22 protein-coding genes are annotated in these 26,533 nt (G+C 68.9%); 20 read left to right on the forward strand and 2 right to left on the reverse strand.

The genetic code is table 11. The annotated features are described in order from the left end of the window. Nucleotides 1–2: 2 nt before the first annotated feature. Complete coding sequence (locus NNZ72_RS01260; RefSeq protein WP_257311477.1) at nt 3–2,369, reverse strand: phosphoketolase family protein; 2,367 nt, start codon at nt 2,367–2,369, stop codon at nt 3–5. A 231-nt stretch (nt 2,370–2,600) separates the two neighbouring features. Between NNZ72_RS01260 and NNZ72_RS01265 the strand changes: the two genes are divergently transcribed. Beyond that, the gene (locus tag NNZ72_RS01265; RefSeq protein WP_257311645.1) at nt 2,601–4,364 is read left to right on the forward strand and encodes a PHA/PHB synthase family protein; all 1,764 of its coding nucleotides are present in this window, start codon (nt 2,601–2,603) and stop codon (nt 4,362–4,364) included. An 18-nt stretch (nt 4,365–4,382) separates the two neighbouring features. Here the strand turns inward: NNZ72_RS01265 and NNZ72_RS01270 are convergent, their stop codons facing one another. Next, complete coding sequence (locus NNZ72_RS01270; protein WP_257311480.1) at nt 4,383–5,273, reverse strand: LysR substrate-binding domain-containing protein; 891 nt, start codon at nt 5,271–5,273, stop codon at nt 4,383–4,385. A gap of 318 nt (nt 5,274–5,591) precedes the next feature. Between NNZ72_RS01270 and NNZ72_RS01275 the strand changes: the two genes are divergently transcribed. The 19 genes from NNZ72_RS01275 (at nt 5,592) to iolD (ending at nt 26,515) form a co-directional block, all read left to right on the forward strand. Further along, complete coding sequence (locus NNZ72_RS01275) at nt 5,592–6,410, forward strand: transporter substrate-binding domain-containing protein (protein ID WP_257311648.1); 819 nt, start codon at nt 5,592–5,594, stop codon at nt 6,408–6,410. A gap of 64 nt (nt 6,411–6,474) precedes the next feature. Next, nucleotides 6,475–7,575 (forward strand): NAD(P)/FAD-dependent oxidoreductase, encoded by a 1,101-nt coding sequence (locus NNZ72_RS01280; RefSeq protein WP_257311482.1) that lies wholly within the window; start codon nt 6,475–6,477, stop codon nt 7,573–7,575. Nucleotides 7,576–7,606: 31 nt separating this feature from the next. Next, nucleotides 7,607–7,903: a (2Fe-2S)-binding protein gene (locus NNZ72_RS01285; RefSeq protein WP_257311484.1), complete on the forward strand. Its 297-nt coding sequence runs from the start codon at nt 7,607–7,609 to the stop codon at nt 7,901–7,903. Further along, nucleotides 7,900–9,357, forward strand: a complete 1,458-nt coding sequence (locus tag NNZ72_RS01290; protein ID WP_257311487.1) for an FAD/NAD(P)-dependent oxidoreductase — start codon at nt 7,900–7,902, stop codon at nt 9,355–9,357. The genes NNZ72_RS01285 and NNZ72_RS01290 overlap by 4 nt, the downstream gene beginning before the upstream one ends. Before the next feature lie 13 nt (nt 9,358–9,370). Further along, nucleotides 9,371–10,522 carry an NAD(P)/FAD-dependent oxidoreductase gene (locus tag NNZ72_RS01295; RefSeq protein ID WP_257311490.1) on the forward strand — a complete coding sequence of 384 codons (1,152 nt, stop codon included), beginning with the start codon at nt 9,371–9,373 and terminating at the stop codon, nt 10,520–10,522. A gap of 32 nt (nt 10,523–10,554) precedes the next feature. Continuing rightward, entirely contained in the window at nt 10,555–11,511 is a 957-nt protein-coding gene (locus NNZ72_RS01300) for a succinylglutamate desuccinylase/aspartoacylase family protein (protein ID WP_257311493.1), read from the forward strand. A 64-nt stretch (nt 11,512–11,575) separates the two neighbouring features. Beyond that, nucleotides 11,576–12,295 (forward strand): ABC transporter permease, encoded by a 720-nt coding sequence (locus NNZ72_RS01305; RefSeq protein ID WP_257311496.1) that lies wholly within the window; start codon nt 11,576–11,578, stop codon nt 12,293–12,295. Continuing rightward, complete coding sequence (locus tag NNZ72_RS01310) at nt 12,295–13,017, forward strand: ABC transporter permease (protein WP_257311498.1); 723 nt, start codon at nt 12,295–12,297, stop codon at nt 13,015–13,017. Before NNZ72_RS01305 ends, NNZ72_RS01310 begins: the two co-directional genes overlap by 1 nt. Further along, nucleotides 13,014–13,787, forward strand: a complete 774-nt coding sequence (locus NNZ72_RS01315) for an ABC transporter ATP-binding protein (protein ID WP_257311500.1) — start codon at nt 13,014–13,016, stop codon at nt 13,785–13,787. Before NNZ72_RS01310 ends, NNZ72_RS01315 begins: the two co-directional genes overlap by 4 nt. Before the next feature lie 24 nt (nt 13,788–13,811). Further along, nucleotides 13,812–14,861 (forward strand): Ldh family oxidoreductase, encoded by a 1,050-nt coding sequence (locus NNZ72_RS01320; RefSeq protein ID WP_257311502.1) that lies wholly within the window; start codon nt 13,812–13,814, stop codon nt 14,859–14,861. Nucleotides 14,862–14,994: 133 nt separating this feature from the next. After that, entirely contained in the window at nt 14,995–16,023 is a 1,029-nt protein-coding gene (locus NNZ72_RS01325) for a LacI family DNA-binding transcriptional regulator (protein ID WP_257311504.1), read from the forward strand. A 285-nt stretch (nt 16,024–16,308) separates the two neighbouring features. Next, complete coding sequence (locus tag NNZ72_RS01330; RefSeq protein WP_257311507.1) at nt 16,309–17,250, forward strand: sugar ABC transporter substrate-binding protein; 942 nt, start codon at nt 16,309–16,311, stop codon at nt 17,248–17,250. 72 nt (nt 17,251–17,322) lie between these two features. Continuing rightward, entirely contained in the window at nt 17,323–18,861 is a 1,539-nt protein-coding gene (locus tag NNZ72_RS01335) for a sugar ABC transporter ATP-binding protein (RefSeq protein WP_257311510.1), read from the forward strand. Nucleotides 18,862–18,886: 25 nt separating this feature from the next. Further along, nucleotides 18,887–19,906 carry an ABC transporter permease gene (locus NNZ72_RS01340; RefSeq protein WP_257311513.1) on the forward strand — a complete coding sequence of 340 codons (1,020 nt, stop codon included), beginning with the start codon at nt 18,887–18,889 and terminating at the stop codon, nt 19,904–19,906. Between the two features lie 108 nt (nt 19,907–20,014). After that, nucleotides 20,015–20,914: a sugar phosphate isomerase/epimerase family protein gene (locus NNZ72_RS01345; protein ID WP_257311515.1), complete on the forward strand. Its 900-nt coding sequence runs from the start codon at nt 20,015–20,017 to the stop codon at nt 20,912–20,914. Between the two features lie 10 nt (nt 20,915–20,924). Then, the gene (locus NNZ72_RS01350; protein WP_257311518.1) at nt 20,925–21,935 is read left to right on the forward strand and encodes a Gfo/Idh/MocA family protein; all 1,011 of its coding nucleotides are present in this window, start codon (nt 20,925–20,927) and stop codon (nt 21,933–21,935) included. A gap of 9 nt (nt 21,936–21,944) precedes the next feature. Next, nucleotides 21,945–22,730, forward strand: a complete 786-nt coding sequence (locus tag NNZ72_RS01355) for a TIM barrel protein (protein ID WP_257311521.1) — start codon at nt 21,945–21,947, stop codon at nt 22,728–22,730. Between the two features lie 29 nt (nt 22,731–22,759). Beyond that, nucleotides 22,760–24,667: a bifunctional 5-dehydro-2-deoxygluconokinase/5-dehydro-2-deoxyphosphogluconate aldolase gene (locus NNZ72_RS01360; RefSeq protein WP_257311523.1), complete on the forward strand. Its 1,908-nt coding sequence runs from the start codon at nt 22,760–22,762 to the stop codon at nt 24,665–24,667. Between the two features lie 12 nt (nt 24,668–24,679). Next, entirely contained in the window at nt 24,680–26,515 is a 1,836-nt protein-coding gene (iolD, locus tag NNZ72_RS01365; protein ID WP_257311526.1) for a 3D-(3,5/4)-trihydroxycyclohexane-1,2-dione acylhydrolase (decyclizing), read from the forward strand. The last annotated feature ends 18 nt before the right edge of the window (nt 26,516–26,533 follow it).

A 26,533-nucleotide genomic window follows, 5' to 3' on the forward strand; every position in this document is an offset into this window, starting at 1 on the left:
GGCTAGACGGCGCGCCATTTCCAGTCGCGGATCTCCGGCATGTCCTCGCCGTGCTCGCGGACATAGGCGTGGTGCTCGTCGAGCTTCCTCTTCAGGCCGGCGACGACCGGCTCCGCCGCCTCCCCGAGGGCCGGCAGGCGGCCGATCGCCTCGATCGCCAGATGATAGCGGTCGAGGCCGTTCATGACGGCCATGTCGAAGGGCGTCGTGGTCGTGCCCTCCTCGACGAAGCCGCGGACGTGGACATTCGGGTGGTTCGTGCGTTTGTAGACCAGCCGGTGGATGAGGTAGGGATAGCCGTGGTAGGCGAAGACCACCGGCCGGTCGCGGCTGAAGATGCGGTCGAAGGCCTCGTCGGCGATGCCGTGCGGATGGTGCTGCGGCGACTGCAGCGTCATCAGGTCGACGACGTTGACGACGCGGATGCGCAGGTTCGGCAGCGCCTCGCGCAGGAAGTCGACGGCGGCGAGCGTCTCCATGGTCGGCACGTCGCCCGCGCAGGCCATCACCACGTCGGGATCGAGTCCCTCCTCCGTGCCGGCCCAGTCCCAGATGCCGAGCCCGGCCTCGCAATGGGCGACCGCCGCCTCCATCGTCAGCCATTGCGGCGCCGGCTGCTTGCCGGCGACGATGACGTTGATGCGGTTCCAGGTCTTCAGGCAATGGTCGCCGACCCACAGAAGCGTGTTGGCGTCCGGCGGGAGATAGACGCGCACGATGTCGGCGCCCTTGTTGGCGACGAGGTCGACGAAGCCCGGATCCTGGTGCGAGAAGCCGTTGTGGTCCTGCCGCCAGACGTGGGAGGTCAGCAGGTAGTTGAGCGAGGAGACCGGCTTGCGCCACGGCAGTTCGCGCGACACCTTCAGCCATTTCGCATGCTGGTTGAACATCGAGTCGACGATGTGGATGAAGGCCTCGTAGCAGGAGAAGAAGCCGTGGCGGCCGGTGAGAAGATAGCCCTCCAGCCAGCCCTGGCAGAGATGCTCGCTCAGCACCTCCATGACGCGGCCCTCCGGCGCGAGATGGTCGTCCGTCGGCAGCGTCTCGGCCATCCACGCCCGGTCGGTCGCCTCGAAGACGCTGCCGAGCCGGTTCGACGCCGTCTCGTCCGGCCCGAAGACTCGGAAATTGCTCTCCGCCGCGTTGAGCCGGATCACGTCGCGCAGGTAGTCGCCGAGCACCTTCGTCGCCTGCGCCTCGGCGGCACCGGGCCTGTCGACGGCGACCGCGTAGTCGCGGATGTCGGGCGTGTGCAGCTCCCTGCGCAGGAGCCCGCCGTTGGCGTGCGGGCTGGCGCCCATCCGCCTCGTCCCGTTCGGCGCCAGCGCCCTCAGCTCCGGCCTCAGCCGCCCCCCGGCGTCGAAGAGATCTTCCGGACCGTAGCTTCTCATCCAGGCTTCGAGGATGTCGCGGTGGGCGGCGTTGGAGCGGCATTCGGAGACCGGCACCTGGTGCGAGCGCCAGTGGTTCTCCACCACCTTGCCGTCCACCTCCTTCGGCCCGGTCCAGCCCTTGGGGCTGCGCAGCACGATCATCGGCCAGCGCGGCCGCCGCGCCGGGTCGTCCTTCGCCGCTTGGCGGATGGCGGCGATGCGGTCGAAGGCGGTGTCGAGCGCGGCCGCCATGTCGCGGTGCATCGCCTGCGGGTCGCTGCCCTCCACGAAGAGCGGATCGTAGCCGTAGCCGGTGAAGAGATGGGCGAGCTCCGCGTCCGGCAGGCGCGCGAGCACGGTCGGATTGGCGATCTTGTAGCCGTTGAGATGCAGGATCGGCAGCACCGTGCCGTCGCGGACGGGGCTCAGGAACTTGTTGGAATGCCACGCGGCGGCAAGCGGCCCGGTCTCCGCCTCGCCGTCGCCCACCACGCAGGCGACGACGAGATCGGGATTGTCGAAGGCGGCGCCGTAGGCGTGCACCAGCGCATAGCCGAGCTCGCCGCCCTCGTGGATCGAGCCGGGCGTCTCGGGCGCCGCGTGGCTCGGGATGCCGCCGGGAAAGGAGAACTGCTGGAAGAGCCGCTTCAGCCCCGCCGCGTCCTCGCCGACCTCGGGATAGATCTCCGAATAGGTGCCCTCCAGATAGGTGTTGGCCACCATGCCGGGGCCGCCGTGGCCGGGGCCGCAGATATAGAGGATGTCGGCGTCGCGCGCCCTGATGATGCGGTTGAGATGGGCATAGACGAAGTTGAGGCCCGGCGTCGTGCCCCAGTGGCCGAGCAGGCGCGGCTTGACGTGTTCCGCCTTCAGCGGCTCGCGCAGGAGGGGATTGTCCATCAGGTAGATCTGGCCGACGGAAAGATAGTTGGCCGCCCGCCAGTAGCGATCGATCAGCGCAAGCTCCTCGTCCGTCGTCTTCGGGTCGTTCGTCATCGTGCCTCTCCCTGGTCCGTGCGGTCGAAAGGTCAATGTCTGCGGTCTCTATCTAGGGCATGATCTCACTCTAGGCAGTTGCGGGCAACGAAACTTGATCTGCGTCAACGGAGGTGGAGACTGTGGCATATAGGGTGATATCCTGTTCCCCGCGGGAACGAGATGCGCCCCGACATGGCGAGGAAGACGCAGATGGATGCTCCGGCAAAGAAGACCGAGCCCTTGCGGCCGATGGCGGAACTGCCGCCCGTGCCCCGCATCGAGGGGCTGGGAAGCGAGGCCTTCCAGTCGATCGACCGCATGCGCGAGGCGATCGCCGGCCAGTTCAGCGCCGGCCTGTCGCCCGCGGCCTTCGCGCTCGCCCTGTTCGACTGGTCGATCCACCTCGCCTCCGCCCCCGGCAAGCAGATGGAGCTTCTCGACAAGGCGAACCGCAAGGCGGCCCGCCTCTTCTGCCATTTCGCGGCCGCGCTGCGCGACCCGGAGGCGCCGCCCTGCATCGAGCCCCTGCCCGCCGACGGCCGCTTCGCCGACGAGCGCTGGCGCAAGCCGCCGTTCAGCCTCTGGGCACAGGCCTTCCTGCTCCAGCAGCAATGGTGGCACAACGTCACCAACGAGGTGCCGGGCGTCATGCCGCACCACGAGAACGTCGTGTCCTTCGCCGCGCGCCAGGTGCTCGACGTCTTCTCGCCCTCGAACATGCCCTTCGCCAATCCGGAGGTGATGGACCGGACGCTCCGGACCGGCGGGATGAACTTCCTCGACGGGCTGCGCAACTGGCTGGAGGACATGAGCCGCACGGCGACCGGGCAGCCGCCGGTCGGCGCGGAAGACTTCGTCGTCGGCCGCGACGTCGCCGTCACGCCGGGCAAGGTGGTCTACCGCAACCACCTGATCGAGCTCATCCAGTATGCGCCGGCGACGGAGACGGTGGCGGCCGAGCCGGTGCTGATCGTGCCGGCCTGGATCATGAAATACTATATCCTCGACCTCTCGCCGCACAATTCGCTGGTGCGCCACCTGGTCGAGAAGGGCCATACGGTGTTCTGCATCTCCTGGCGCAACCCGACGGCCGCCGACCGCGACCTGACGCTGGACGACTACCGCAGGCTCGGGGTGATGGCGGCGCTGGACGCGGTCAACGCCGTCGTGCCCGGCCGCAAGGTCCACGCCGCGGGCTACTGCCTGGGCGGCACGCTGCTTGCGATCGCTGCCGCCGCCATGGCGCATCGCGACGACGACCGGCTCGCGACCGTGACGCTGCTCGCGGCGCAGACGGACTTCACCGAGCCCGGCGAGCTCGCCCTCTTCATCGACCACAGCCAGGTGCATCTCCTCGAGAGCATGATGTGGAACCGCGGCTATCTTTCGGCCGACCAGATGGCGGGCGCCTTCCAGCTCCTGCGGTCCAACGACCTCGTCTGGTCGCGCATCGTGCACGACCACATGATGGGCGAGCGCAGGCCGATGACCGACCTGATGGCCTGGAACGCCGATTCGACGCGCATGCCCTACCGCATGCATGCCGAGTACCTGGAGCGGCTCTATCTCGACAACGAGCTGGCCGCGGGCCGCCTGATGGTCGAGGGACGCCCGGCGGCGATCCAGAACATCCGCGTGCCGCTGTTTGCGGTCGGCACCGAGCGCGATCACGTCGCGCCGTGGCGGTCGGTCTACAAGATCCATTCCCTCAGCGGCGCGGACCTCACCTTCGTGCTCACCAGCGGCGGCCACAATGCCGGCATCGTCAGCGAGCCCGGCCATCCGCGCCGCCACTACCGCATCGCCGTCCGGAAGGCCGGCGGGCTCTGCCTGGGCGCGGACGAATGGACCGAGACGGCCGATCAGCGGACGGGCTCCTGGTGGGACGCCTGGACCGGATGGCTTGCGGCGCACTCGGCGCCGGAGCCGGTCGATCCGCCCGCCATGGGCGCCCGCGACCGGGGCTACGAGCCGCTTGCGGACGCGCCGGGCACCTACGTCTTCCAGCGGTGAGCCGCGGCGGCGCCGGTCTCAGTTCGGAAAGGCCTGTTCGAGATATTCGCGCAGTTCCCGCTCGAAGCGCTCCTGCAGCAGCGACGGGATGTGGTTGCGGCTGCGCGTCAGGTAGACGTGACAGGGAACGTAGGGCTTGAAGGGCCGCACCGCGATCCGGCCCTCCCAGCGCTCCGAGGCGAAGGGGTCGACCACGGATATGCCGAGGCCTTCGGCGACGAGGGCGCAGGCGGTATCGCCGAAATGGGTCTCGAAGCGCGGCTCGATGCGCACGCCGGCATCGTCGAAGCTGCGCTCGACCGCCTGTCGCGATCCGTCCTCCCGGCCGAGCGCGATGAACGTCTCCTCGCCGATGTCCGACGCGTTGATGACCTCCCTGGCGGCGAGCGGATGGTCGAGCGGCAGGACGCAGACCGACGCCGTCTCGAAGATCAGGTCGCAGGTCGTCGCCGGGTCGATCGCCGGCATGGTCATCAGCCCGATGTCGAGCTGCCGGCTGGCCACCAGTTCGGCGATGCGCAGCGAGGCCTCCGGCAGGAAGGTGAGGCGCAGCTTCGGATGCCGGCGGGCGAAATCGCCGATGAAGCGGGGCAGCACGATGCTCGACAGCGCCGGATAGGCGCCGATGACGAGGCGTCCCGCCTCGAGCTGCTGGATGTCGGCGGCGAGCCGCCGCAGCCGCGCCATGCCCTTGACGACGTGCCCGGCCTCCTCGTGCAGGAGATGCGCCTCCGCCGTCGGCACGATCCGCCCGCCCTGCCGGATGAAGAGCTGGATCTTCAGCGCATGCTCGAGGTTGGCGATATGGGCGCTGACGGAGGGCTGGGAAATGTTGAGCAGGTTGGCCGCCCCCACGACGGTGCCCGCATCCATCACGGCGCGAAACGCCTGCAGCTGCCTGTAGTTCACGCCCGCCTCCGCCGCTCGCAAAGAGTATAGAGAAAAGCTATCAGCTACGAATTTTTTCGTATTTGTCAACGCGGCGGAAATCCGCTTCTATCCCCGGGCCGGGCAGGAATTCCCCCGAATCCGGCACCGCGGATGGCCACCGCACCGCCGAAAAAACGCAGCCCGCACGCGGGCGCAGGTTCCACGACGACCGCTTCGATATCGTCGGACGAAGGCTTGGGAGGCCTCGGCCGCTCCTGCGGGCTGTTCAAAAAAACAAAACCAGAGGGTACGTCAATGAATATCGCACGTTGGACAGGCCTCGCGGCCAGTATCTTGATGCTCTTCACCGGCTCCGCCCAGGCGGACGACCCGGCGCAATGGTCGAAGATCCGCATCGCCACCGAGGGTGCCTACGCGCCCTGGAATTTCACCTCCGCCGACGGCCAGCTGGTGGGCTACGAGCTCGACCTGGCGCAGGAACTGTGTCGCCGGATGGAATCCGAATGCGAGATCGTCGCGCAGGACTGGGACGGCATGCTGCCGGCGCTCAACGCCGGCAAGTTCGACGCGATCATCGCCTCGATGGGCGTCACCGCCGAGCGCGAGAAGGTGGCGTCCTTCTCCGAGCCCTATGCCAAGGCGCCGAACACCTTCATGACCTTGAAGGACAGCCCGCTCGCCAAGGAGCTCGGCGAGCGCGTCGACTACAACCTGCGCAAGGATCCCGACGGCGCCGGCAAGGCGATCGAGGCGATGGCGCCCGTGCTCAAGGGCAAGGTGCTCGGCGTGCAGGGCTCGTCGACGGCGGCGACCTTCGCCAATGCCATGCTCAAGGACATCGTCGAGATCCGCGAGTACAAGACGACGGACCAGCACAACCTCGACCTCGTCTCCGGCCGCGTCGACCTCGTGATCGGCAACATCACCATGCTGCGCGCCTCGATGGAACAGCCGGAACTTGCAGGCGCCACGCTCGCCGGGCCGACCTTCGTGGAAGGCGTGCTGGGCAGCGGCACGGCCAACGTCGCCATGCGCAAGGACGACGTCGCGCTCAAGGCGCGCTTCGACAAGGCCATCCAGTCGGTCAACGCCGACGGCTTCAACCGCCAGCTCATGGAAAAGTGGTTCGGCGTCGACATCACTCCCAAGGACTGAGCGCCGGAGCGGGCGGCGGCGCCGGACGCCGCCGCCCCGCAACCTCATCGGAAAAGTTGATAGCATGACCCAATTCATCGTCGTGGGTGCCGGCATCATCGGCACGTCGATCGCCTATCGCCTGGCCGAGGCCGGCCATGCCGTGACCATCGTCGAGCGCCACCATCCCGGCGCCGGCACGAGCGGCGCGAGCTTCGCCTGGACCAACTCGAACGAAAAGACGCCCTACGGCTACCATCTCATAAACGTCCTCGGCATGCGCGCCCACCGCGCGCTGGAGAACGAATTCGGCGCCCGGCCCTGGTATCACGGCGGCGGCGCGGTGGAATGGAAGACCAATCCGGCGGAGGCGGCGGAACTCGCCGAGCGCGTCGAGCGGCTCAAGGGCTGGAACTACCCGGCGGAATGGATCGACCCGCGCGACCTGCGCACGCTGGAGCCGGCGCTCGCCGCCGGAGCGTCGGGCGATGCCCCCATCGCCTATTTCCCCGACGAGGGCTGGGTCGACCCGACGGTCTACGTCGAGTTCTTCCTGCAGAAGGCCCGGGCGCTCGGCGCGGTGCTGCGGCGCGAGACCGTCACCGGCCTCGTCCTGCGCGGCACCTCCGTCACCGGCATCCGCACGGCATCGGGCAAAACGATCGAGGCCGACGTCGTGGTGAACTGCACCGGCCGCTGGGCGAACGACCTCGGCCAGGAGGCGCGCCTGTCGTTCCCGCTCGCCCCGACGCTCGGCCTGCTCGTCGTGACGGTGCCCGCGGCCTCCGGAGTCCGCCGGGTCATCCGCACCACGGGCGTCAATTTCCGGCCGGACGGCGCCGGGCGCGTCATGCTGCAGAGCGAGCACGACGAGTCGAAGTTCACGCTGGAGAGCCGTCCGGAGGAGATCCGGCCGGCAGCCGAGGCGATGATCGCGCGCGCGGCGCGTCTCTATCCCGACCTCGCGGGCACCGCGGCGGAGGCGATGCGCCTGTCGCTGCGTGCCATACCCGGCGACGGGGTCTCCGCGGTCGGGCCCCTGCCGGGGATCGACGGCTACTATGCGGCGGTGACGCATAGCGGCGTGACGCTCGCGCCCTGGCTCGGGCAGGTGGTGGCCGCCGAGCTCGGCGGCGGCGCGCCGGAAACGGCGCTCGAGGACTTCCGGCCGGCCCGGTTCTTCTGAACCGTCCGCCCCACGATTTCGAGAGACAGACATGTTCCGCAGGCTCCAGCCGGACGATTCGTCCGCAACGATCTATTTCGACGGCCGGGCGATCCGCTGCCGGCCCGGCGAGAGCGTCGCCGCCGCCCTCCTCGCGGCCGGCGTCGATCGCTTCCGCACCACGCCGGTCGGCGGTGCCGGCCGCATGCCCTATTGCATGATCGGCGTCTGCTTCGACTGTCTGGTCGAAATCGACGGCCAGGCCGACCGCCAGGCCTGCCTCGTGCCCGTCGCCGACGGCATGACGGTGCGCTCGCAGGACGGCACGGGAAGGTTCGGCATCCAATGACGCACCTGCAACGGGAAAGCTGCGAACTCGCGATCGTCGGCGGCGGCCCGGCCGGCCTCGCCGCCGCCACGCTCGCCGCCGAACTCGGCGTGGAGACGGTCCTCTTCGACGAGCAGTCCGCGCCCGGCGGACAGGTCTACCGCAACGTCGAGGCCAACGCCCCGCGCCACGACGCCCTTGCCGCCATCCTCGGCGGCGACTACGCCGGAGGCCTCGCCCTGGTGCGGGCCTTCCGCGCAAGCGGCGCGGCCTACGAGCCGGAGAGCGCCGTCTGGCAGGTGGCGGCCAGCGGCAAGGTCGGCGTCTCCCGCGGCGGGCGCGCCTACCTGACGCGGGCACAGCGCGTCGTCCTGGCGACGGGGGCGATGGAACGGCCCGTGCCTGTGCCCGGCTGGACGCTGCCGGGCGTCATGGGCGCCGGCGCCGTGCAGACGCTGATGAAGGCCTCCGGCATCGTGCCGGACCGGCCGGTCGTGCTGGCCGGGTGCGGCCCGCTCCTCTATCTCGTCGCCGTCCAGCTCGTCAGGGCGAACGCCCCCCTCGTCGCGGTGGTCGACACCTCTGCCGCAACGCTTGCCGGAACCGTCCGCGCGGCGCTGCCGCTCCTGCCCGCCTTCGCCGGCGATCTCGCCAAGGGGCTCTCCTGGATAGCGACGCTGAAGGCCCGGCGCATCCCGATCCACAAGGGCAGCCGGCTCGTCGTCGAGGGTACCGGGCGCGTGGAGGCCGTCACTTTCGACAGCGGCGGACGGCGGGTGCGGATCGCCACGTCGCTGCTCCTGCTGCACGAGGGCGTCATCCCCAACAACCAGGTCACGACGAGCCTGCGCTGCAAGCACGTCTGGAACGTGGCCCAGGCGGCGTGGCGGCCGGAGACCGATCCCTTCGGCGCGACCAGCTCGGCGCGCGTGGCCGTCGCCGGCGACGGCGCGGGCATCGGCGGCGCCCGGGCCGCGGTCCATCGCGGGCGCCTTGCGGCGCTCGACGCGGCCTTCCGTCTCGGCAGGATCGGGCGCGACGAGCGCGACGCCCGCGCCCGCCCGGAGCGGACCGCGCTTGCGCGGGAGGCGCGGCTGCGCGCCTTCCTCGACCGCGTCTACCGGCCGGCGGAGGCGGTCCGCCCGCTCGACGACGACACGCTCGCCTGCCGCTGCGAGGAGGTGAGCGCGGGCGAGCTGCGCGGGCTGATCGCCGAAGGCTTCACCGACCTCAACCAGCTGAAGTCGTTCAGCCGCTGCGGCATGGGACAGTGCCAGGGCCGCATGTGCGCGGGGACGGTCGGCCGCATCCTCGCCGAAGGGCTCGCGACCGACATGGCCGCCGTCGGCCACTACCGGCTGCGCATCCCGGTCAAGCCGCTGCCGCTCGCCGAGCTCGCCGAGCTCGGCCATGCCGACCGCAACGACAAGCCGGTCCTGGAGGTCGCCGACGGCGACCCCAGCCAGCGCATCTGACCGGGGAGAGGCCATGACCAGGACGGACGTCATCGTGATCGGAGGCGGCATCCACGGCTGCTGCACGGCCCTGCATCTCGCGCGCCGCGGCCTCAAGCCGATCGTGCTGGAGAAGAACACCGTCGGCCGCCATGCCTCCGGCGTCAACGCCGGCGGGGTCCGGCAGCTGATGCGGCACACCGCGGAAATCCCGCTGTCGATGGCCGCGATGGACGCCTGGGAGCGGCTCGACGCGCTGCTCGGGCCGGAGCTCGCCGCCAACTGCAACTTCGTCGGCGGCGTCGGCCAGATCGGCATCGCCGAGAGCGCGCAGGAACTCGCCTGGTGCCGGGAGCGCGTCGCGGAGATGCGCGCGCTCGGCTACGATTTCGAGGAACTGATCGACGCCGACGAGCTGAAGCGTCTCGTCCCCTCCGTCGCCGACATCTGCCGCGGCGGCATCGTCTCGCGCCGCGACGGGCACGCCAATCCCTTCCGCACGACGCAGTCCTTCCGGCTGCGCGCCGAACAGCTCGGCGCCCGCATCCTCGAGCGCACCCGCGTCACCGGGCTCGAACAGGGCGACGGCGGCTGGACGGTGACGACGGACAGGGGCACCTTCGGCGCCGACATCGTCGTCAACTGCGGCGGCGCCTGGGCCTGGCAGGCCGGCGCCATGGTGGGCGAGCACTTCCCGAAGAGTCACTTCGCCTCGACGCTGATGGTCACCTCCCGGATGCCGCATTTCATCGACCCCGTCGTCATCGGCATCGACCGCGTGCTGTCCTTCAAGCAGACCGAGGCCGGCACCGTCGTCATCGGCGGCGGTATCCTCGGCGACCCGGACCTCGACGCGGAGACCGCGGAGACCGTCTCCGACCGCATGATGGAGAGTGCGGCGACGGTCTACGAATTCTTCCCCATCCTGCGGCAGGCGACCATCGTCAGAACCTGGGCCGGCCTCGAAGCGCTGATGCCGGACGTCATCCCGGTGATCGGCCCGAGCCGCGTCGCGAGCGGCCTGTGGCACGCCTTCGGCTTCTCCGGCCACGGTTTCCAGCTCGGCCCGATCGTCGGCTCCGTCATCGCCGACCTCATCGTCGACGGGGTAAGCCCCCTCCCCATCGCCGCCTTCAGCCCGACGCGCTTCACCGCGGAAGGAAAGCTCAGACCGCCGGCACAGTGAGCGCAGGCGAAACCCGGAAGGATCACCGAACCATGGCCATAGACTTCGAGAAAGCCGGAAAGTCCATCCAGGATATCGTCATCGACACGGATGCCGGGCCGCTCTTCGCGGGGCGCCTGTGCGTCGTCAACAACGGGCCGGGGTCGCGCGTGCTGGTCGTCGCCGGCATCCACGGCGACGAGTACGAGGCGCAGCTCGCCCTCCACCGGCTGGTCGCCCGGCTCGACGCGGACAGCGTGCGCGGCCGGCTGATCGTCGTTCCCGAGGCGAATTTCCCCGCCTCCGCCAACGGCACGCGCTGCGCGCCCTCCGACGGCGCCAACATGAACCGCACCTTCCCCGGCGACCGGGCCGGGACGCCGACCGAGCGGCTGGCGGCCTTCCTGTTCCACGACGTCCTGCCCGAGGCCGACCTCCTGATCGACGTCCATTCGGGCGGCCCGGGCTACAAGGGCGAGGCGATCGCCTTCGCCTTCCACGGCCCGGCCTGCAGGGTGCCGGAGGCGGAGGTCGTGCGCATGATGGAGGCCTTTAGCCTTCCCTACATCACCTGGCAGGACGGCATCGCCAGCACCTTCGTCGGCGCGGCCGCCGCGGCGGGGACGGCGGCGATCGAGCTGGAAGGCGCCGGCACGACGCTGATCGAGGAGGGGAACGTCGACGTCTTCGCCGACGCCCTGCTGAGGGGGCTCGTCCATTTCGGCGTCCTCGCCGGCGATCCGCCGGCCGGCGGGACGGTTTCGCGGCATCTCGACGTGCGGCCGGAGAACATGTTCGAGGCCGACGTGCCGGGCCTGCTGGAACATCGGGTGCGGATGGGGCAAAGGGTGGAGACGGGCGACCTGGTCGCGGTGATTCATCCCTTCGGCGGGTTCGACGGGCCGCCGCACCGGGTCGAGGCGCGCGCGCCGGGGATCGTCATCAGCCAGCGCTCGCTGCTGCGCGTCGCATCCGGCGACTGCCTCGGCAACACGGGGACGCCGCGATGAACGGGCCGGCGACCGGCCGGGCGGAAGGGACCGCCTCCTCGAACGAAGCCGCGGGAACAGGGTGATGAACGACTTCGGACTTTGGAACGTGTTCAGCTTCGGCCCCGGCGGATGGGGGCCGGCCATGGCCAAGGCGACGCTGATGACGCTCGCCGTCGCGATCACCGGCTTCTTCGTCGGCGCGGTCATCGGCGCCCTCGGCGCCTGGGCCAAGATCTCCGGCAGCCGGGCCGTGCGCGCCGCCGCCGACGGCTACACGACGGTGCTGCGCGGCATTCCCGACCTGCTTGTCATCTACCTCTTCTACTTCGGTTCCAGCGCGGTGCTGACGCCGCTCGCCCGCTTCTTCGGCGCGAGCGGCTTCTTCAGCCTGCCGGCCTTCCTCGCCGGGGCGCTCGCTATCGGCATCGTCTCGGGCGCCTACCACACCGAGGTGCTGCGCGGCGCCTACTGGTCGGTGGCACGCGGCGAGCTCGAGGCGGCGATCGCCGTCGGCATGTCTCGCTCGCTCGCCTTCCGCCGCATCATCGTGCCGCTGACGCTGCGCTACGCGCTGCCGGGGCTGGGCAACATCTGGCAGCTCGTGCTCAAGGAATCCTCGCTGATCTCCGTGACGGGCCTCGTCGAGATCCTGCGGCAGGCGCAGGTCGGGGCCGGATCGACGCGCCAGCCCTTCACCTTCTTCCTCGCCGCGGCGATCCTCTATCTCGTCATTTCCTCCGTCACCGGCTGGGCCACGCAGCGGGCGGAGAGCCATTTCACCCGCGGCCTCAGGAGAGAGTGATGGATTTCGCCTTCCTTCTCGAAACGTTCCTGCGGCTCCTGCCGGGCGTGCCGCTCACCCTGCAGCTCGCCTTCCTCTCCGTGGCGTTCGGCATCGCCCTCGCGCTGCCGGTCGCCCTCATGCGCCTCTCGCGCATCTGGCCGCTCGTCTGGACCGCCCGCGCCTATGTCTTCGTCTTCCGCTCGACGCCGCTGCTCGTGCAGATCTTCCTGATCTACTACGGCCTCGGCCAGTTTCCCGAGCTGCGCTACAGCGCCCTCTGGCCGATCCTGCGCGAGCCCTACTGGTGCGCGATCATCGCGCTGACGCTCAACACCGCCGCCTATGGCAGCGAGATCGTCCGCGGCGGCGTGCAATCCGTGCCGCACGGCCAGATCGAGGCGGCGCGCGCCTGCGGCATGGGCGGCCCGCTGCTCTTCCGCCGCATCGTGCTGCCGCTCGCCGTTCGCCAGGCGCTGCCGGCCTACGGCAACGAGATCATCCTGATGGTGAAGGCGACCGCGCTCGCCTCGGTGATCACGCTGATGGAGATCACCGGGCTCGCCGCCAAGCTGATCTCCGAGACCTACCGCGCCATCGAGGTGTTCATCGTCGCCGGCGCGATCTACCTTGCCATCAACTACGTCATCACGCGGATCGTCCACGTGCTCGAACACTGGCTCACGCCATATCTGAGGCCGGCGCCCGTCCCGGCGGCATCCAGCAGGGGAGAACCGGCATGAACACGCCAACCGCCGCGCCCGCCGTGCGCATCAGCGACCTCCACAAGAGCTACGGCACCTACGAGGTGCTCAAGGGCGTCTCGCTGACGGCCATGGACGGCGAGGTCGTGTCGATCCTCGGCTCGTCCGGCTCCGGCAAGTCGACCATGCTGCGCTGCGTCAACATGCTGGAGGTGCCGACCGCCGGAGAAGTGGCGATCGGCGGCGAGGCGATCCGCATGAAGCGCACGGCCGCCGGCGGCCAGAAGCCGGCCGACCGCGCGCAGATCGACCGCCTGCGGTCGAACATCGGCATGGTCTTCCAGAGCTTCAATCTCTGGACCCACAAGACGATCCTCGAAAACGTCATCGAGGCGCCCGTCCACGTGCAGAAGCGGCCGAAGGTCGAGTGCGTCGAGGAGGCGACGGAACTGCTCGCCAAGGTCGGCATCGCCGACAAGCTGCATCACTATCCCGCCCATCTTTCCGGCGGCCAGCAGCAGCGCGCCGCCATCGCCCGCGCGCTGGCGCAGCGTCCGCGCGTCATGCTGTTCGACGAGCCCACCTCCGCGCTCGACCCGGAGCTGGTGGGCGAAGTGCTGAAGGTGATGCGGACACTCGCGGCCGAAGGGCGTACGATGCTCGTCGTGACCCACGAGATGGATTTCGCCCGCGACGTCTCGAACAAGGTGATCTTCCTGCACAAAGGGGTTATCGAAGAGGAAGGGACGCCGGAGACGGTGTTCGGGGCGAGCCGCTCCGAGCGCTTCCGGCAGTTCCTGACGCGCTAGAACGACTGGAACCGGAGCCGCCATATGACCACCCGCTATCCCCACGGCCCGCTGCTCGATTTCGCGACGAGGCTTTTTGCCGCCGCCGGTGCGCCGGAGGAGAAGGCCGCCGCCATCGCCGCCATCCTCGTCGAAGGCGACCTGCTCGGGCACGTGACGCACGGCCTCAACCTCGTGCCCTTCTATCTCCGCGAGATCGAGAGCGGCGCGATGACGGTCGAAGGCGACGTCGAGTTCGTGGCCGACCGGGGCGCGGTCCTTGTCCTCAACGGACGGCGCCTCCCCGGGCCGTTCGTGATGCTGCGCACGCTGGACATCCTGCTCGACAGGGCCGAGACGCACGGCGTCGCGACGGCGTCCATCGCCGAGAGCCACCATATCGGCTGCCTTTCGGCCTACCTGACGCGGGCGACGGAACGGGGCTCCATGGCGATCATCGCCAGCTCCGACCCCTCGGTCGCGACCGTGGCGCCGTTCGGCGGCGTCGAGCCCGTCTATTCGCCCAACCCGCTCGCCATCGGCATACCGACCTCCGGCGCGCCGATGCTGATCGACACCAGCGCGTCGATCACCACCAACAACCGCGCCGCCCGCGCCACGCGGGGCGGCGAACGGCTGCCGGGCCAATGGTTCCTGACGGCAGGCGGGGAAGCGACGGACGATCCCACCGCGCTCGCGGACGGCGGCTCCATCCTGCCGGTCGGCGGGCTGGAATACGGCCACAAGGGCTTCGGGCTCGGCCTCCTCATCGAGGCGCTGACGCAGGGCCTTTCCGGCCACGGCCGGGCGGACGGGCCGAACCGCTTCGGCGCCAGTCTCTTCCTGCAGGTCATCGCGACCGGGAGCTTCGCCGGGCGCGGGCCATTCGAGCGGCAGATGGACCATCTCGCCGAGGCCTGCCGGGCGTCGCGGCCGCGCCGGGCCGACCGGCCGGTACGGATTCCGGGCGAGCGTGCCGTCGCCAGCAGAACGTCGATGATGCGCGACGGCGTGGCGCTCGACGCCGGCATCGTGGAGAACCTCACCGCCGCCGCGCAGCGATACGCCCTCGCCCTGCCGCGACCTATGGAGTAGGCACGCCGCGAAAAATCCGGTTCCCCTCGCCGCAGGCGATTTTCTCCCCGGAAGCGATTGAGTTTCCATCAGCCATCGTGACAGTATGATGCCGCAGGTTGAAGGAAATCCATCCGCTTTCGAGGTGACGCCGATGAAGCGCCCGACGATCGCCGACGTCGCCCAGGCGGCCGGCGTCAGCACCGCGACGGTCGACCGCGTCCTGAACGGGCGCCTGCCGGTCCGTGCGGAAACGTCGAACAAGGTGTTCGCCGCCGCCGAGAGGATCGGCTTCCACGGCGCGAACATCATCCGCCAGCGCATGCTGGCCGACATGCCCTCCTACAATCTCGGCATCATCCTGCGCAAGGAACGGCACGCCTTCTACCAGGACTTCGCGGCGGAGCTGGAGGCGGCCGCCCGCGCGATCACGGACCGGCGCCTGCACCTGCAGATCCAATACGCCAGGTCCGGTGAGCCGGGAGAACTCGCCGACCTCATCCTCGGCATGTCGGGCAAGGTCCAGGCGGTCGGCGCGACCGGGCCCGACCACCACGACGTGACCTCGGCGGTCATGGCGCTCCGCGCCAAGGGCATCCCGACCTTCTCGCTGCTTTCGGACTTCGCGCAGGGGGTCCGGGAGACCTATCTCGGGACGAACAACATGAAGGTGGGCCGCACCGCGGCCTGGCTGGTCTCGAAACTGTCGCACAGGCCCGGAAAGGTGCTCCTGCTTCTCGCGGGGCATCGCTTCCACGGCCACTCGCTACGCGAGACCGGCTTTCGTGCCTACATGCGGGAATACGCGCCGGACTTCGAGGTGCTGGACGCGCTGACCAACCTCGAGACGCGGCACCTGACCTACGAGCTGCTGCTGGACACCCTTTCGCGGCATCCCGACCTCGCCGGCATCTATTGCGCCGGCGGCGGCATGGAAGGCGTGATCGAGGCGCTGCAGAAGGAAAACCGGGGCGAGAGGATCGTCTGCATCGTCAACGAGCTGACGCCCGAATCCAGGCAGGCGCTCCTGGAGCGGCGCATCTCCGGCGTCCTCCAGACTCCCCTCAAGGAACTCTGCATCGACCTCGTCACGACGATGATCCACACGATCGAGCAGGGCATGGCGGAGAGCCCCGGACAGCGTTTCCTGCCGGCCCGGCTGTGGGTTCCTGAAAGCCTATGATGGTTTGATGCAATCCATCATGCTTCGCTGATTTGTTTCTATCAGCGCTGATGGCAAGCAGGCGCTTCTCCTTATTGACGGCGGGCCTCCGCTGGGAAATTCTCTCGCCGCGGCGGTGGAGATAGGAGACCGCCGCACCGGATACTCAAGATCCCGAGCGTTGCCCTAGCCGAAGATTTCCGTCTCCGGCGCCGAGCCCGTGTTGCCTGTCGACAGGCCCGGGCCGCTTTCCCGGAGGGGCGGGATCGGCGGGCGGCTTTGTCATAACCAATGGAGGAGACTGAAATGAAGAAGCATCTGATCATTGCAGCGTTTGCGAGCATGCTGGCGACGTCGGCGTCGGCCGAGACGATCGGCGTCTCGATGGCGCTGTTCGACGACAACTTCCTCACGGTCCTGCGCAACGGCATGATCGACTATTCGAAAGGCCTCGACGGCGTCACGCTGCAGATCGAAGATGCCCAGAACGACGTCGGCAAGCAGCTGAGCCAGGTCCAGAACTTCATCGCCGCCGGCGTCGACGCGATCATCGTCAACCCCGTCGACACCGATGCGACGGTGGCGCTGTCGCAGGCCGCCGCCGATGCGGGCGTCGCCCTCGTCTACGTCAACCGCCAGCCGGTGAACGTCGACACGCTCCCCGACAAGCAGGCCTTCGTCGCCTCCGACGAGAAGGAGTCCGGCACGCTGCAAACCCAGGAGGTCTGCCGCCTGCTCAAGGAGGCCGGCAAGACGGAGGCCAGCGCGGTGGTCATGATGGGCGAGCTGTCCAACCAGGCCGCGCGCATGCGCACGCAGGACATCAAGGACGTCGTCGCCACCGCGGACTGCAGCTTCATCAAGCTCGTCGAGGAGCAGACCGCCAACTGGTCGCGCACGCAGGGCGCCGACCTCATGACCAACTGGCTTTCGGCCGGCGTCCAGTTCGACGCGGTGATCTCCAACAACGACGAGATGGCGATCGGCGCGATCCAGTCGCTGAAGTCCGCCGGCCGCGCGATGGACGACGTCATCGTCGCCGGCATCGACGCGACCCAGGACGCGCTCGCCGCCATGGCGGCCGGCGACCTCGACGTGACCGTGTTCCAGAACGCCGCCGGCCAGGGCCAGGGCGCCGTGGACGCCGCGCTCAAGCTCGCGCGCGGCGAGGAGGTCGAGAAGAAGGTCTACGTGCCCTTCGAGCTCGTCACGCCCGCGAACCTCAAGGACTATCAGGCCAAGAACTAAGAAAGCGCGTATCCTCCGGCAGGGGCGGCGCGGCCGCGCCTGCCGGTTCCCGGAGCGCACGGAGGATTCCCCATGGTAAGTCCAACCACCGCGGCGGCGATCAAGCGCGTGCTCGAGGCCACCGAGACCGACGGCCTGCTCGCGATCGAGGGCATCCGCAAGGAGTTCCCGGGCGTCGTCGCCCTCGACGACGTCAGGCTGCGTGTGCGGCCCGGCACGGTGCACGCCCTGATGGGCGAGAACGGCGCCGGCAAGTCGACGCTGATGAAGATCATCGCCGGCATCTACCAGCCGGACGCCGGCGAGATCCGGCTGCGCGGCGTGCCCGTTACGCTCAAGTCGCCGCTCGACGCCCTGGAGCAGGGGATCGCCATGATCCACCAGGAGCTTGCGCTGATGAACTGGATGACGGTCGCCGAGAACATCTGGATCCGCCGCGAGCCAAGGAACCGGCTCGGCCTCATCGACCATGCGAAGATGGTCGAGATGACGGAGAGCCTGTTCTCCCGCCTCAACATCGTGCTCGATCCCCGCGCCCAGGTCTCCGACCTCACGGTCGCCCAGAAGCAGATGGTCGAGATCGCCCGCGCCGTCAGCTACGAATCCAACATCCTGATCATGGACGAGCCGACGTCCGCGCTGACCGACCGCGAGGTGGAGCATCTCTTCGCCATCATCCGCGACCTCCGGGCGCGCGGGATCGGCATCGTCTACATCACCCACAAGATGAACGAGCTGTTCGAGATCGCCGACGAGTTCACCGTCTTCCGCGACGGCAAATATGTCGGCACGCACGCCTCGAAGGACGTCACCCGCGACGACATCATTCGAATGATGGTCGGGCGCGAGATCACCGACATGTTCCCGAAGATCGACTGCCCGATCGGCGACGTGATCCTCGAGGTGAAGAACCTCACGCTGCCCGGCGTCTTCCACGACATCTCGTTTTCCATCCGCCGCGGCGAGATCCTCGGCCTTGCCGGCCTCGTCGGCTCCAAGCGCTCGAACGTCGCCGAGGCGCTGTTCGGCGTGCGGCCGGCCGCCTCCGGCGAGATCCTGATCGACGGCCGGCCCGTGACGATCGACAGCCCGGGCGCGGCGATGGCCCACGGGCTCGCCTTCCTCACCGAGGACCGAAAGGAGACCGGCTGTTTCCTCGCGCTCGACTGCCTGGAGAACATCCAGTCGGCGCTGATCACCCGCTCGCACGTCAAGGCGGGCTTCATCGACCAGGCGACCGTGACGAAGCTCGCGGAGGACATGGCGGCGAAGCTGCGCATCAAGACGCCGAACCTGCACGAGATCGTCGAGAACCTGTCGGGCGGCAACCAGCAGAAGCTGCTGATCGCGCGCTGGCTCCTGACCCGGCCGCGCATCCTGATCCTCGACGAGCCGACGCGCGGCATCGACGTCGGCGCGAAGGCGGAAATCCACCGGCTGATCACCGGGCTTGCGGCCGAGGGCGTCGCGGTCCTGATGATCTCCTCGGAACTGCCGGAGGTCCTCGGCATGAGCGACCGGATCATGGTCATGCACGAGGGCCACGTGTCGGGCTTCCTCGACCGGTCCGAGGCCAGCCAGGTGAGAATCATGGACCTTGCTGCGCGCTGACGCGCCACGGGAGGAGAGAAACGTCATGAATGCGACCACACAGCCCGCAATCGCCGTCAGCCGCGCCCGGCGGCGCCTGCCGGCAGAGCTGAACATCCTGCTCGTCCTCGTCGGCATCTCGCTGACCTTCGAGATCCTCGGCTGGATCCTGCAGGGGCAGAGCTTCCTCGCCAATCCGCAGCGCCTCTCGATCATGATCCTGCAGGTGTCGGTGATCGGCATCATCGCCATCGGCGTCACCCAGGTGATCATCTCCGGCGGCATCGACCTCTCCTCCGGCTCGATCGTCGGCGCGACGGCGATGATCGCGATGAGCCTCGCCCAGGTCGGCACGTTCGATCGCGCCGTCTATCCCGGCCTGACCGACCTGCCGGTCGTCGTGCCGGTCGCCGTCGGCCTCCTCGTGGGGCTCGTCTGCGGCGCCATCAACGGCCTGTTCATCGCCTATACGAGGATTCCGCCCTTCATCGCCACGCTCGGCATGATGGTCGCCGCGCGCGGCTTCGCCAAGTGGTACACGAAGGGCCAGCCGATCAGCTTCCCGACCGACAGCTTCGCGGCCCTCGGCAAGGGGCTGGCGCCGGTGTTCATCTTCCTCGTCGTCGCGGCGATCCTGCACGTCGTGCTGCGCTACACCCGCTACGGCAAGTTCACCTATGCTATCGGCGCCAACCCGCAGGCCGCGCGCGTGTCCGGCATCAATGTCGAGCGCCATACCGTCAAGATCTATGCGGTCGCGGGCGTGCTCTCGGGGCTCGCCGGCATCGTCGTCGCCGCGCGAGGCCTCACCGCGCAGGCCGGCATGGGCACGATGTACGAGCTCGACGCCATCGCCATGGCCGTCATCGGCGGCGTGTCGCTCTCCGGCGGCCGCGGCTCGGTCATCGGCACGATGATCGGCATGGTGATCTTCGGCGTCATTATCTCCGGCTTCACCTTCCTGCGCCTCGACGCCTACTACCAGGAGATGCTGAAGGGCGCGATCATCGTCGCCGCCGTCGTCGCCGACGTCTACCGCCAGAGGAAGCGCGTCAAGAAGAGCTGAACGGCTCCCTTCCCCTTGTGGCCCGTGCGGCCACGGGCCGCGGACGATCTCCTCCCGGACGCCGCGGCCCCGAAACAACCGGAACATCGCAGACTAAAGGAGGCATCCATGCGTATTGCCCTCGACCCCTTCATGCACCGTCATCTCAGCCTGGAAGAGCTTCCGCGCAAGGTGCGCGAGCTCGGCTACGACTGGATCGAGCTCAGCCCCCGGGCCGATTTCCTGGAGTGGTTCAAGGCGCCGCGCGTCTTCCCCGAGCGCATCCGCACCTTCCGGAAGGCGCTCGCCGCCGAGAACGTGAAGATCGCCTCGCTCCTGCCGATGTACCGCTGGGCCTCCAACGACGAGACCGAGCGCCGGGCCGCCGTCCGGCACTGGAAGCGCGCCATCGAGATCGCCGTCGAGATGGAGGTCGACACGATGAACTCCGAGTTCGGCCGCGGCCCGCACCCCGACAAGGGCTCCTGCTACTGCTGCCACACCGGCTCGCTGATCGAGGCCTGCGAGGACGCCTGGTGGCGCTCGATGGAGGAACTGGTGCCGATCCTCGAGCGCGAGGGCATCACGCTCAACGTCGAGCCGCACCCTGAGGACTGGTGCGAGACGCTGCAGCCGGCCGTCGACATCATCCGCACGGTCAACTCGAAGAACGTCCGCTTCCTCTACTGCGCGCCGCACACCTTCTATTTCGGCGACGACACGAAGGCGATGCTGCGCGAATGCGCCGACGTTCTCGCCCATGTGCATGTCGGCGACACGTTCAACCACAAGGCCTCGTCCGGGCTGCGCTATATCCTCAATCCGCCCGGCACGCAGGCGCGCGTCCACCAGCACCTCAACATCGGCCAGGGCGAGGTGCCGTGGGACGATTTCTTCGGCACGCTCGCCGAGATCGGCTTCGACGGCATCATGACTGCTTGCGTCTTCGCCTGGGAGGACAGGGCCGACGAATCCGGCCGCTTCATGTGCACCGAGATGAACAACTACATCGAGAAATATCGAAAGTGAGGCTTTCCCAATGACTGTACGGATTGGTGTCATCGGCACCGGTGCAATCGGCCGCGACCATGCGCGTCGCATCAACCAGGTCCTCGGCGGGGCGCGGATCGTCGCGCTGAGCGACGTCAACCGGGCCTCGGCGGAGGCGGTGCGCGACGACCTCGCACCGGACGCCGTCCTCTTCGCGACCGGCGAGGAGCTGATCGCCTCGCCGGACGTCGACGCCGTGCTGGTGACCTCCTGGGGCGCGACGCACGAGCAATACGTGCTCGCGGCCATCGCCGCCGGCAAGCCGTGCTTCTGCGAGAAGCCGCTGGCGACCACGGCCGAGGGCGCCCGGCGCATCGTCGACGCCGAGGTCGCAGAGGGCCGGCGGCTGGTGCAGGTGGGCTTCATGCGCCGCTACGACGCCGGCTACGTCGCGCTGAAACAGGCGGTCGACGGCCGCATCGGCGCGCCGATCCTGGTGCACGCCGCCCACCGCAACCCGACCGTGCCCGAGCAATACGTGACGCCGATGGCGATCCACGACACGATGATCCACGAGATCGACGTGCTGCGCTGGCTGCTCGACGACGACTACGTCTCGGCACGGGTCATCTTCCCGCGCGCGGCCGCACGCAGCCACGCGAAGCTCAGGGACCCGCAGATCGTCATCCTGGAGACCGCCAAGGGCACGGTCATCGACGTCGAGATCTTCGTCAATTGCCACTACGGCTACGACATCCAGTGCGAGGTGGTGGGCGAGGACGGCATCGCCCGGCTGCCCGAGCCGATGGCGGTGCAGATGCGCCTCGGCGCGAAGCTCCAGAACGAGATCCTGACCGACTGGAAGGACCGCTTCATCGCCAGCTACGACGTCGAGCTGCAGGACTTCATCAACGCCGCCGCGAGGGGAACCGCCGCCGGCCCGTCCTCCTGGGACGGCTACGTGGCCGCCATCACCTCCGACGCCTGCGTGGCCGCGCAGGAGAAGGCGGGCGAGGCCGTCGCCATCGACCTTCCGCCGCGCCCGGCGCTCTACAGCTGAGGACATCCCATGCGTTTCGCCATCAACCACATCACCGCGCCGAAGCTCTCCCTCGAAGACTTCTTCTCTGCCGCCGGGACGCTCGGCCTCACCGAGGTCGAGATCCGCAACGACCTGCCCGACGTCGTCGGCACGGTCGATCCGCGCGACGTGAAGGCCGCAGCCGAAAAGGCCGGCCTGACGATCATTTCCATCAACGCGCTCTATCCCTTCAACGTCTGGTCGGGCGACCTGCCGCAGCGGGCGGCGGTGCTCGCCGACTACGCGGCGGCAAGCGGGGCGAAGGCTCTCGTCATGTGCCCGCTCAACGACGGCACCAAGGTGGCGTTCGAGGACCTCGTCGCGGCGCTCAAGGCGATGAAGCCGATCCTTCAAGATCGCGGGCTGACCGGGCTGGTCGAGCCCCTCGGCTTCCCGATCTCGTCGCTGCGCACCAAGCGCGAGGCGCTTGCGGCCATCGACGCGGCCGGCGGCGGCGACGTCTACAGGCTCGTGCACGACACCTTCCACCACCATCTCGCCGGCGAGACCGAGTTCTTCCCCGAACGGACGGGCCTCGTCCACATCTCCGGCGTGGTCGACCCGGCCGTGGCGGTCACCGACATGCTCGACGCCCACCGGGTGCTGGTCGACGCCGCCGACCGGCTGGAAAACCTCGCCCAGATCAGGACGCTGGTCGACGCCGGCTTCGAGGGGCCCTACAGTTTCGAGCCCTTCGCCGCCGAGGTCCACGCGCTCGAGGATCCCGTGGCGGCGATGCGCGACAGCATGGCCTATATCGCGCGATCCGTCTGAGGGCGCGAAGAGAGGTGCCGGAGGAAAGAATGGACAAGTCTCTGGATGTGATCACGGTCGGGCGTTCCTCCGTCGATCTCTACGGCGCGCAGATCGGCGGGCGGCTCGAGGACGTGGGGTCGTTCCGCAAGTATATCGGCGGCTCGCCGACCAACATGGCGGCCGGGACGGCGCGCCTCGGCCTGCGCTCCGGGCTCATCACCCGCGTCGGCAACGAGCATATGGGCCGCTTCATCCGCGAGGAACTTGAGCGGGAAGGCGTCGACGTCTCCGGCGTGAAGACCGATCCGGAGCGGCTGACCGCGCTCGTGCTCCTCGGCATCCGCGACGAGGAGCGCTTCCCGCTGATCTTCTACCGCGAGAACTGCGCCGACATGGCGCTCTGCGAGGACGACATCGACGAGGATCTCGTCGCGCGGACGCGCTCGCTGGTCGTCACCGGCACCCATCTCAGCCATCCGCGGACGGAGGGTGCCGTTCTCAAGGCGCTGGCGCTCGCCCGCAGGCACGGCGCGCGCACCGGCCTCGACATCGACTACCGTCCCAACCTCTGGGGCCTTGCCGGCCACGGCGACGGCGAGAGCCGCTATGTCGAGAGCGAACGCGTCACCGCCAAGCTGCAGAGCCACCTGCACCTCTTCGACCTCATCGTCGGCACGGAGGAGGAATTCCACATCGCCGGCGGCTCCACCGACACGATCGCGGCACTGCGCGCCGTGCGCGCCGTCTCGCCGGCCGTGCTCGTCTGCAAGCGCGGCGCGGCCGGTGCCGTCGCCTTCACCGGCGCCATCCCCGACCGGCTGGACGACGGCGAGAGCGGGCCGGGCTTCCCGATCGAGGTGTTCAACGTGCTCGGCGCCGGCGACGGCTTCATGTCGGGCCTGATCAAGGGCTGGCTGGAGGACGCGCCCTGGCCGAAGGCGCTGGAATATGCCAATGCCTGCGGGGCCTTCGCCGTCAGCCGCCACGGCTGCACGCCGGCCTATCCGTCGCTGGCGGAACTGGACTTCTTCCTGAAGCGCGGCATCCGCGAGAAGGCGCTGCGCAAGGATGCCGAGCTCGAACAGGTCCACTGGGCGACGAACCGGCACGGCGACCGGTCGACGATGCGCGTCTTCGCCTTCGACCACCGCATGCAGCTCGAAGCCCTGCCCGGCGCGACGCCGGAGGCGATCGGCCGCTTCAAGGAGCTCTGCCTTGAGGCCGCGCTCGGCGTGCAGGCCGGCCGGCCGGGCTACGGCATCCTCTGCGACGGCCGGCTCGGCCGCCGCGCCCTGCATGCCGCCTCCGGCACCGGGTTGTGGATCGGCCGCCCGGTCGAGTGGCCGGGCTCGCGCCCGCTGACGCTGGAGCCGGAGCTGGGCCCCGATTTCGGCGGCCTGGAGGAATGGCCGCTGGAGAACGTCGTCAAGGTCCTGTGCTTCTGCCATCCCGACGACCCCGAGGACGTGCGCGCGAGCCAAGAGGCGACGCTGACGCGGCTCTTTGCCGCCGCGCGGCGCAACCGGCTGGAATTCCTGCTGGAGATCATCCCCTCCAAGGTCGGGCCGGTCGACGACGAGACGACCGCGGCGCTGATCCGCCGCTTCTACGAGATCGGCATCCATCCCGACTGGTGGAAGCTCGAACCGATGGCGAGCCGCACCGCATGGGCGAACGTCTGCGCGGCGATCGAGGAGAACGATCCGCATACCCGCGGCATCGTCGTGCTCGGCCTCGACGCGCCGGAAGAGGAGCTTGCGGCGAGCTTCCGGGTCGCGGCGGGCTTCCCCCTCGTGAAGGGCTTCGCGGTGGGGCGGACCATCTTCGGCAGAGCCGCGCGCGACTGGTTTTCCGGCGCGATCGGCGACGCCGAGGCGATCGAGGACATCCAGGCCCGCTACCGGCACCTTTGCGGGATCTGGGACGAGGCACGTGCGGGGCAAGCCGCCGCTTGAGGAGACGATGACATGACGAAGACCATCCGCCTGACGGCGGCGCAGGCGATGTTCCGCTGGCTGGCCGCGCAGATGACCGAGGACGGCGAGAGATTCATCGAGGGCGTCTGGGCGATCTTCGGTCACGGCAACGTCGCCGGCATCGGCGAGGCGCTGCACGGAATGGGAGACGCGCTGCCCACCTGGCGCGGCCAGAACGAGCAGACCATGGCGCATGCGGCGATCGCCTATGCCAAGACCAGACGTCGCCGCAAGGCGATGGCGGTCACCTCCTCCATCGGCCCCGGCGCCACCAACATGGTGACGGCGGCGGCGCTCGCCCACATCAACCGCCTGCCGGTGCTGTTCATCCCCGGCGACGTCTTCGCCAATCGCCGTCCCGACCCGGTGCTGCAGCAGATCGAGGACTTCGAGGACGGCACCGTCAGCGTGACCGACTGCTTCCGGCCTGTCAGCCGCTATTTCGACCGCATCGTCCGGGCGGAACACCTGCTGACCGCACTGCCGCGCGCGTTGCAAGTGATGACCGACCCCGCCAATTGCGGCCCGGTGACGCTCGCCTTCTGCCAGGACGTGCAGGCCGAGGCCTATGACTGGCCGGAGGACTTCTTCGCGCCGAAGACCTGGCGGATCCGGCGGCCGGAGCCGGACCCGCGCGAGGTCGACGACGTCGTCGCCGCGCTGAAGGCCGCAAGCAATCCGGTGATCGTCGCCGGCGGCGGCGTCCTCTATTCCGGCGCCGAGGCCGACCTCCTCGCCTTCGCCAGGACGCACAACATCCCGATCGTCGAGACGCAGGCCGGCAAGGGGGCGGTCGACTGGAAGGAACGGCTCAATTTCGGTTCGCCGGGCGTCACCGGCAGCGATTGCGGCAACAGGGTCGCGGCGAATGCCGACCTCGTCCTCGGCGTCGGCACCCGCTTCCAGGATTTCACGACGGGGAGCTGGACGGCCTTCGCCAATCCGGAGCGCAGGCTCGTCTCGATCAACCTTGCGGGCTACGATGCGGCCAAGCACGGCGCCATTCCGCTCGTCGCCGATGCCAAGGTGGCGCTGGCGCGGATTTCCGAGGGGCTCGGAAGCCATCGCTTCGCCGACCCCGACTTTTCCGCGCGCGACGCCTGGTTCGCCCTGTCGGACAAGGCGCTCGCGGCACCGCTCGGAGAGAGCCCGAACTTCCTGCCCTCCGACGCCCAGGTGATCGGCGCCGTTCTCCGGCAGGCGGGCGAGAACACGGTGGCGATGTGCGCCGCCGGCACCATGCCGGGCGCGCTGCAGGTGCTCTGGCGCTCTGCGGCGAGCGGCTATCACATGGAATACGGCTATTCCTGCATGGGCTACGAGGTCGCCGGCGCCTTCGGCATCAAGCTCGCGGCGCCCGAGAAGGAGGTGATCTGCTTCGTCGGCGACGGCTCCTACATGATGGCCAATTCCGAGCTCGCGACCGCGGTGATGATGCGCGTTCCCTTCACCATCGTGCTCACCGACAACCGCGGCTACGGCTGCATCAACCGGCTCCAGCAGGAATGCGGCGGAGACGCGTTCAACAACATGTACAAGGACTGTAACGTCGACGCGCAGCCGGAGATCGACTTCGTGGCGCATGCCGCGGCGATGGGCGCGCACGCCGTCAAGGCGGCCGGGATCGGCAACCTGGAAACGGAGCTCGTCGCCGCGCGGGCGAGAAACATCCCGACGGTGATCGTCATCGACACGGAGGCGGAGACCGGCGCCGGCATCGGCGGCGCCTGGTGGGACGTGGCCGTGCCGGAGGTCGGAAGCACCGAAAAGCTGAGGCAGGCCCGCACGCGCTACGAGGCGAACGCCGCCCTGCAGCGCATCAACTGACATCGCAATCCGAGGCAC

Origin of the sequence: Shinella pollutisoli (assembly GCF_024609765.1) — a bacterium.
Classification (GTDB): domain Bacteria; phylum Pseudomonadota; class Alphaproteobacteria; order Rhizobiales; family Rhizobiaceae; genus Shinella; species Shinella pollutisoli.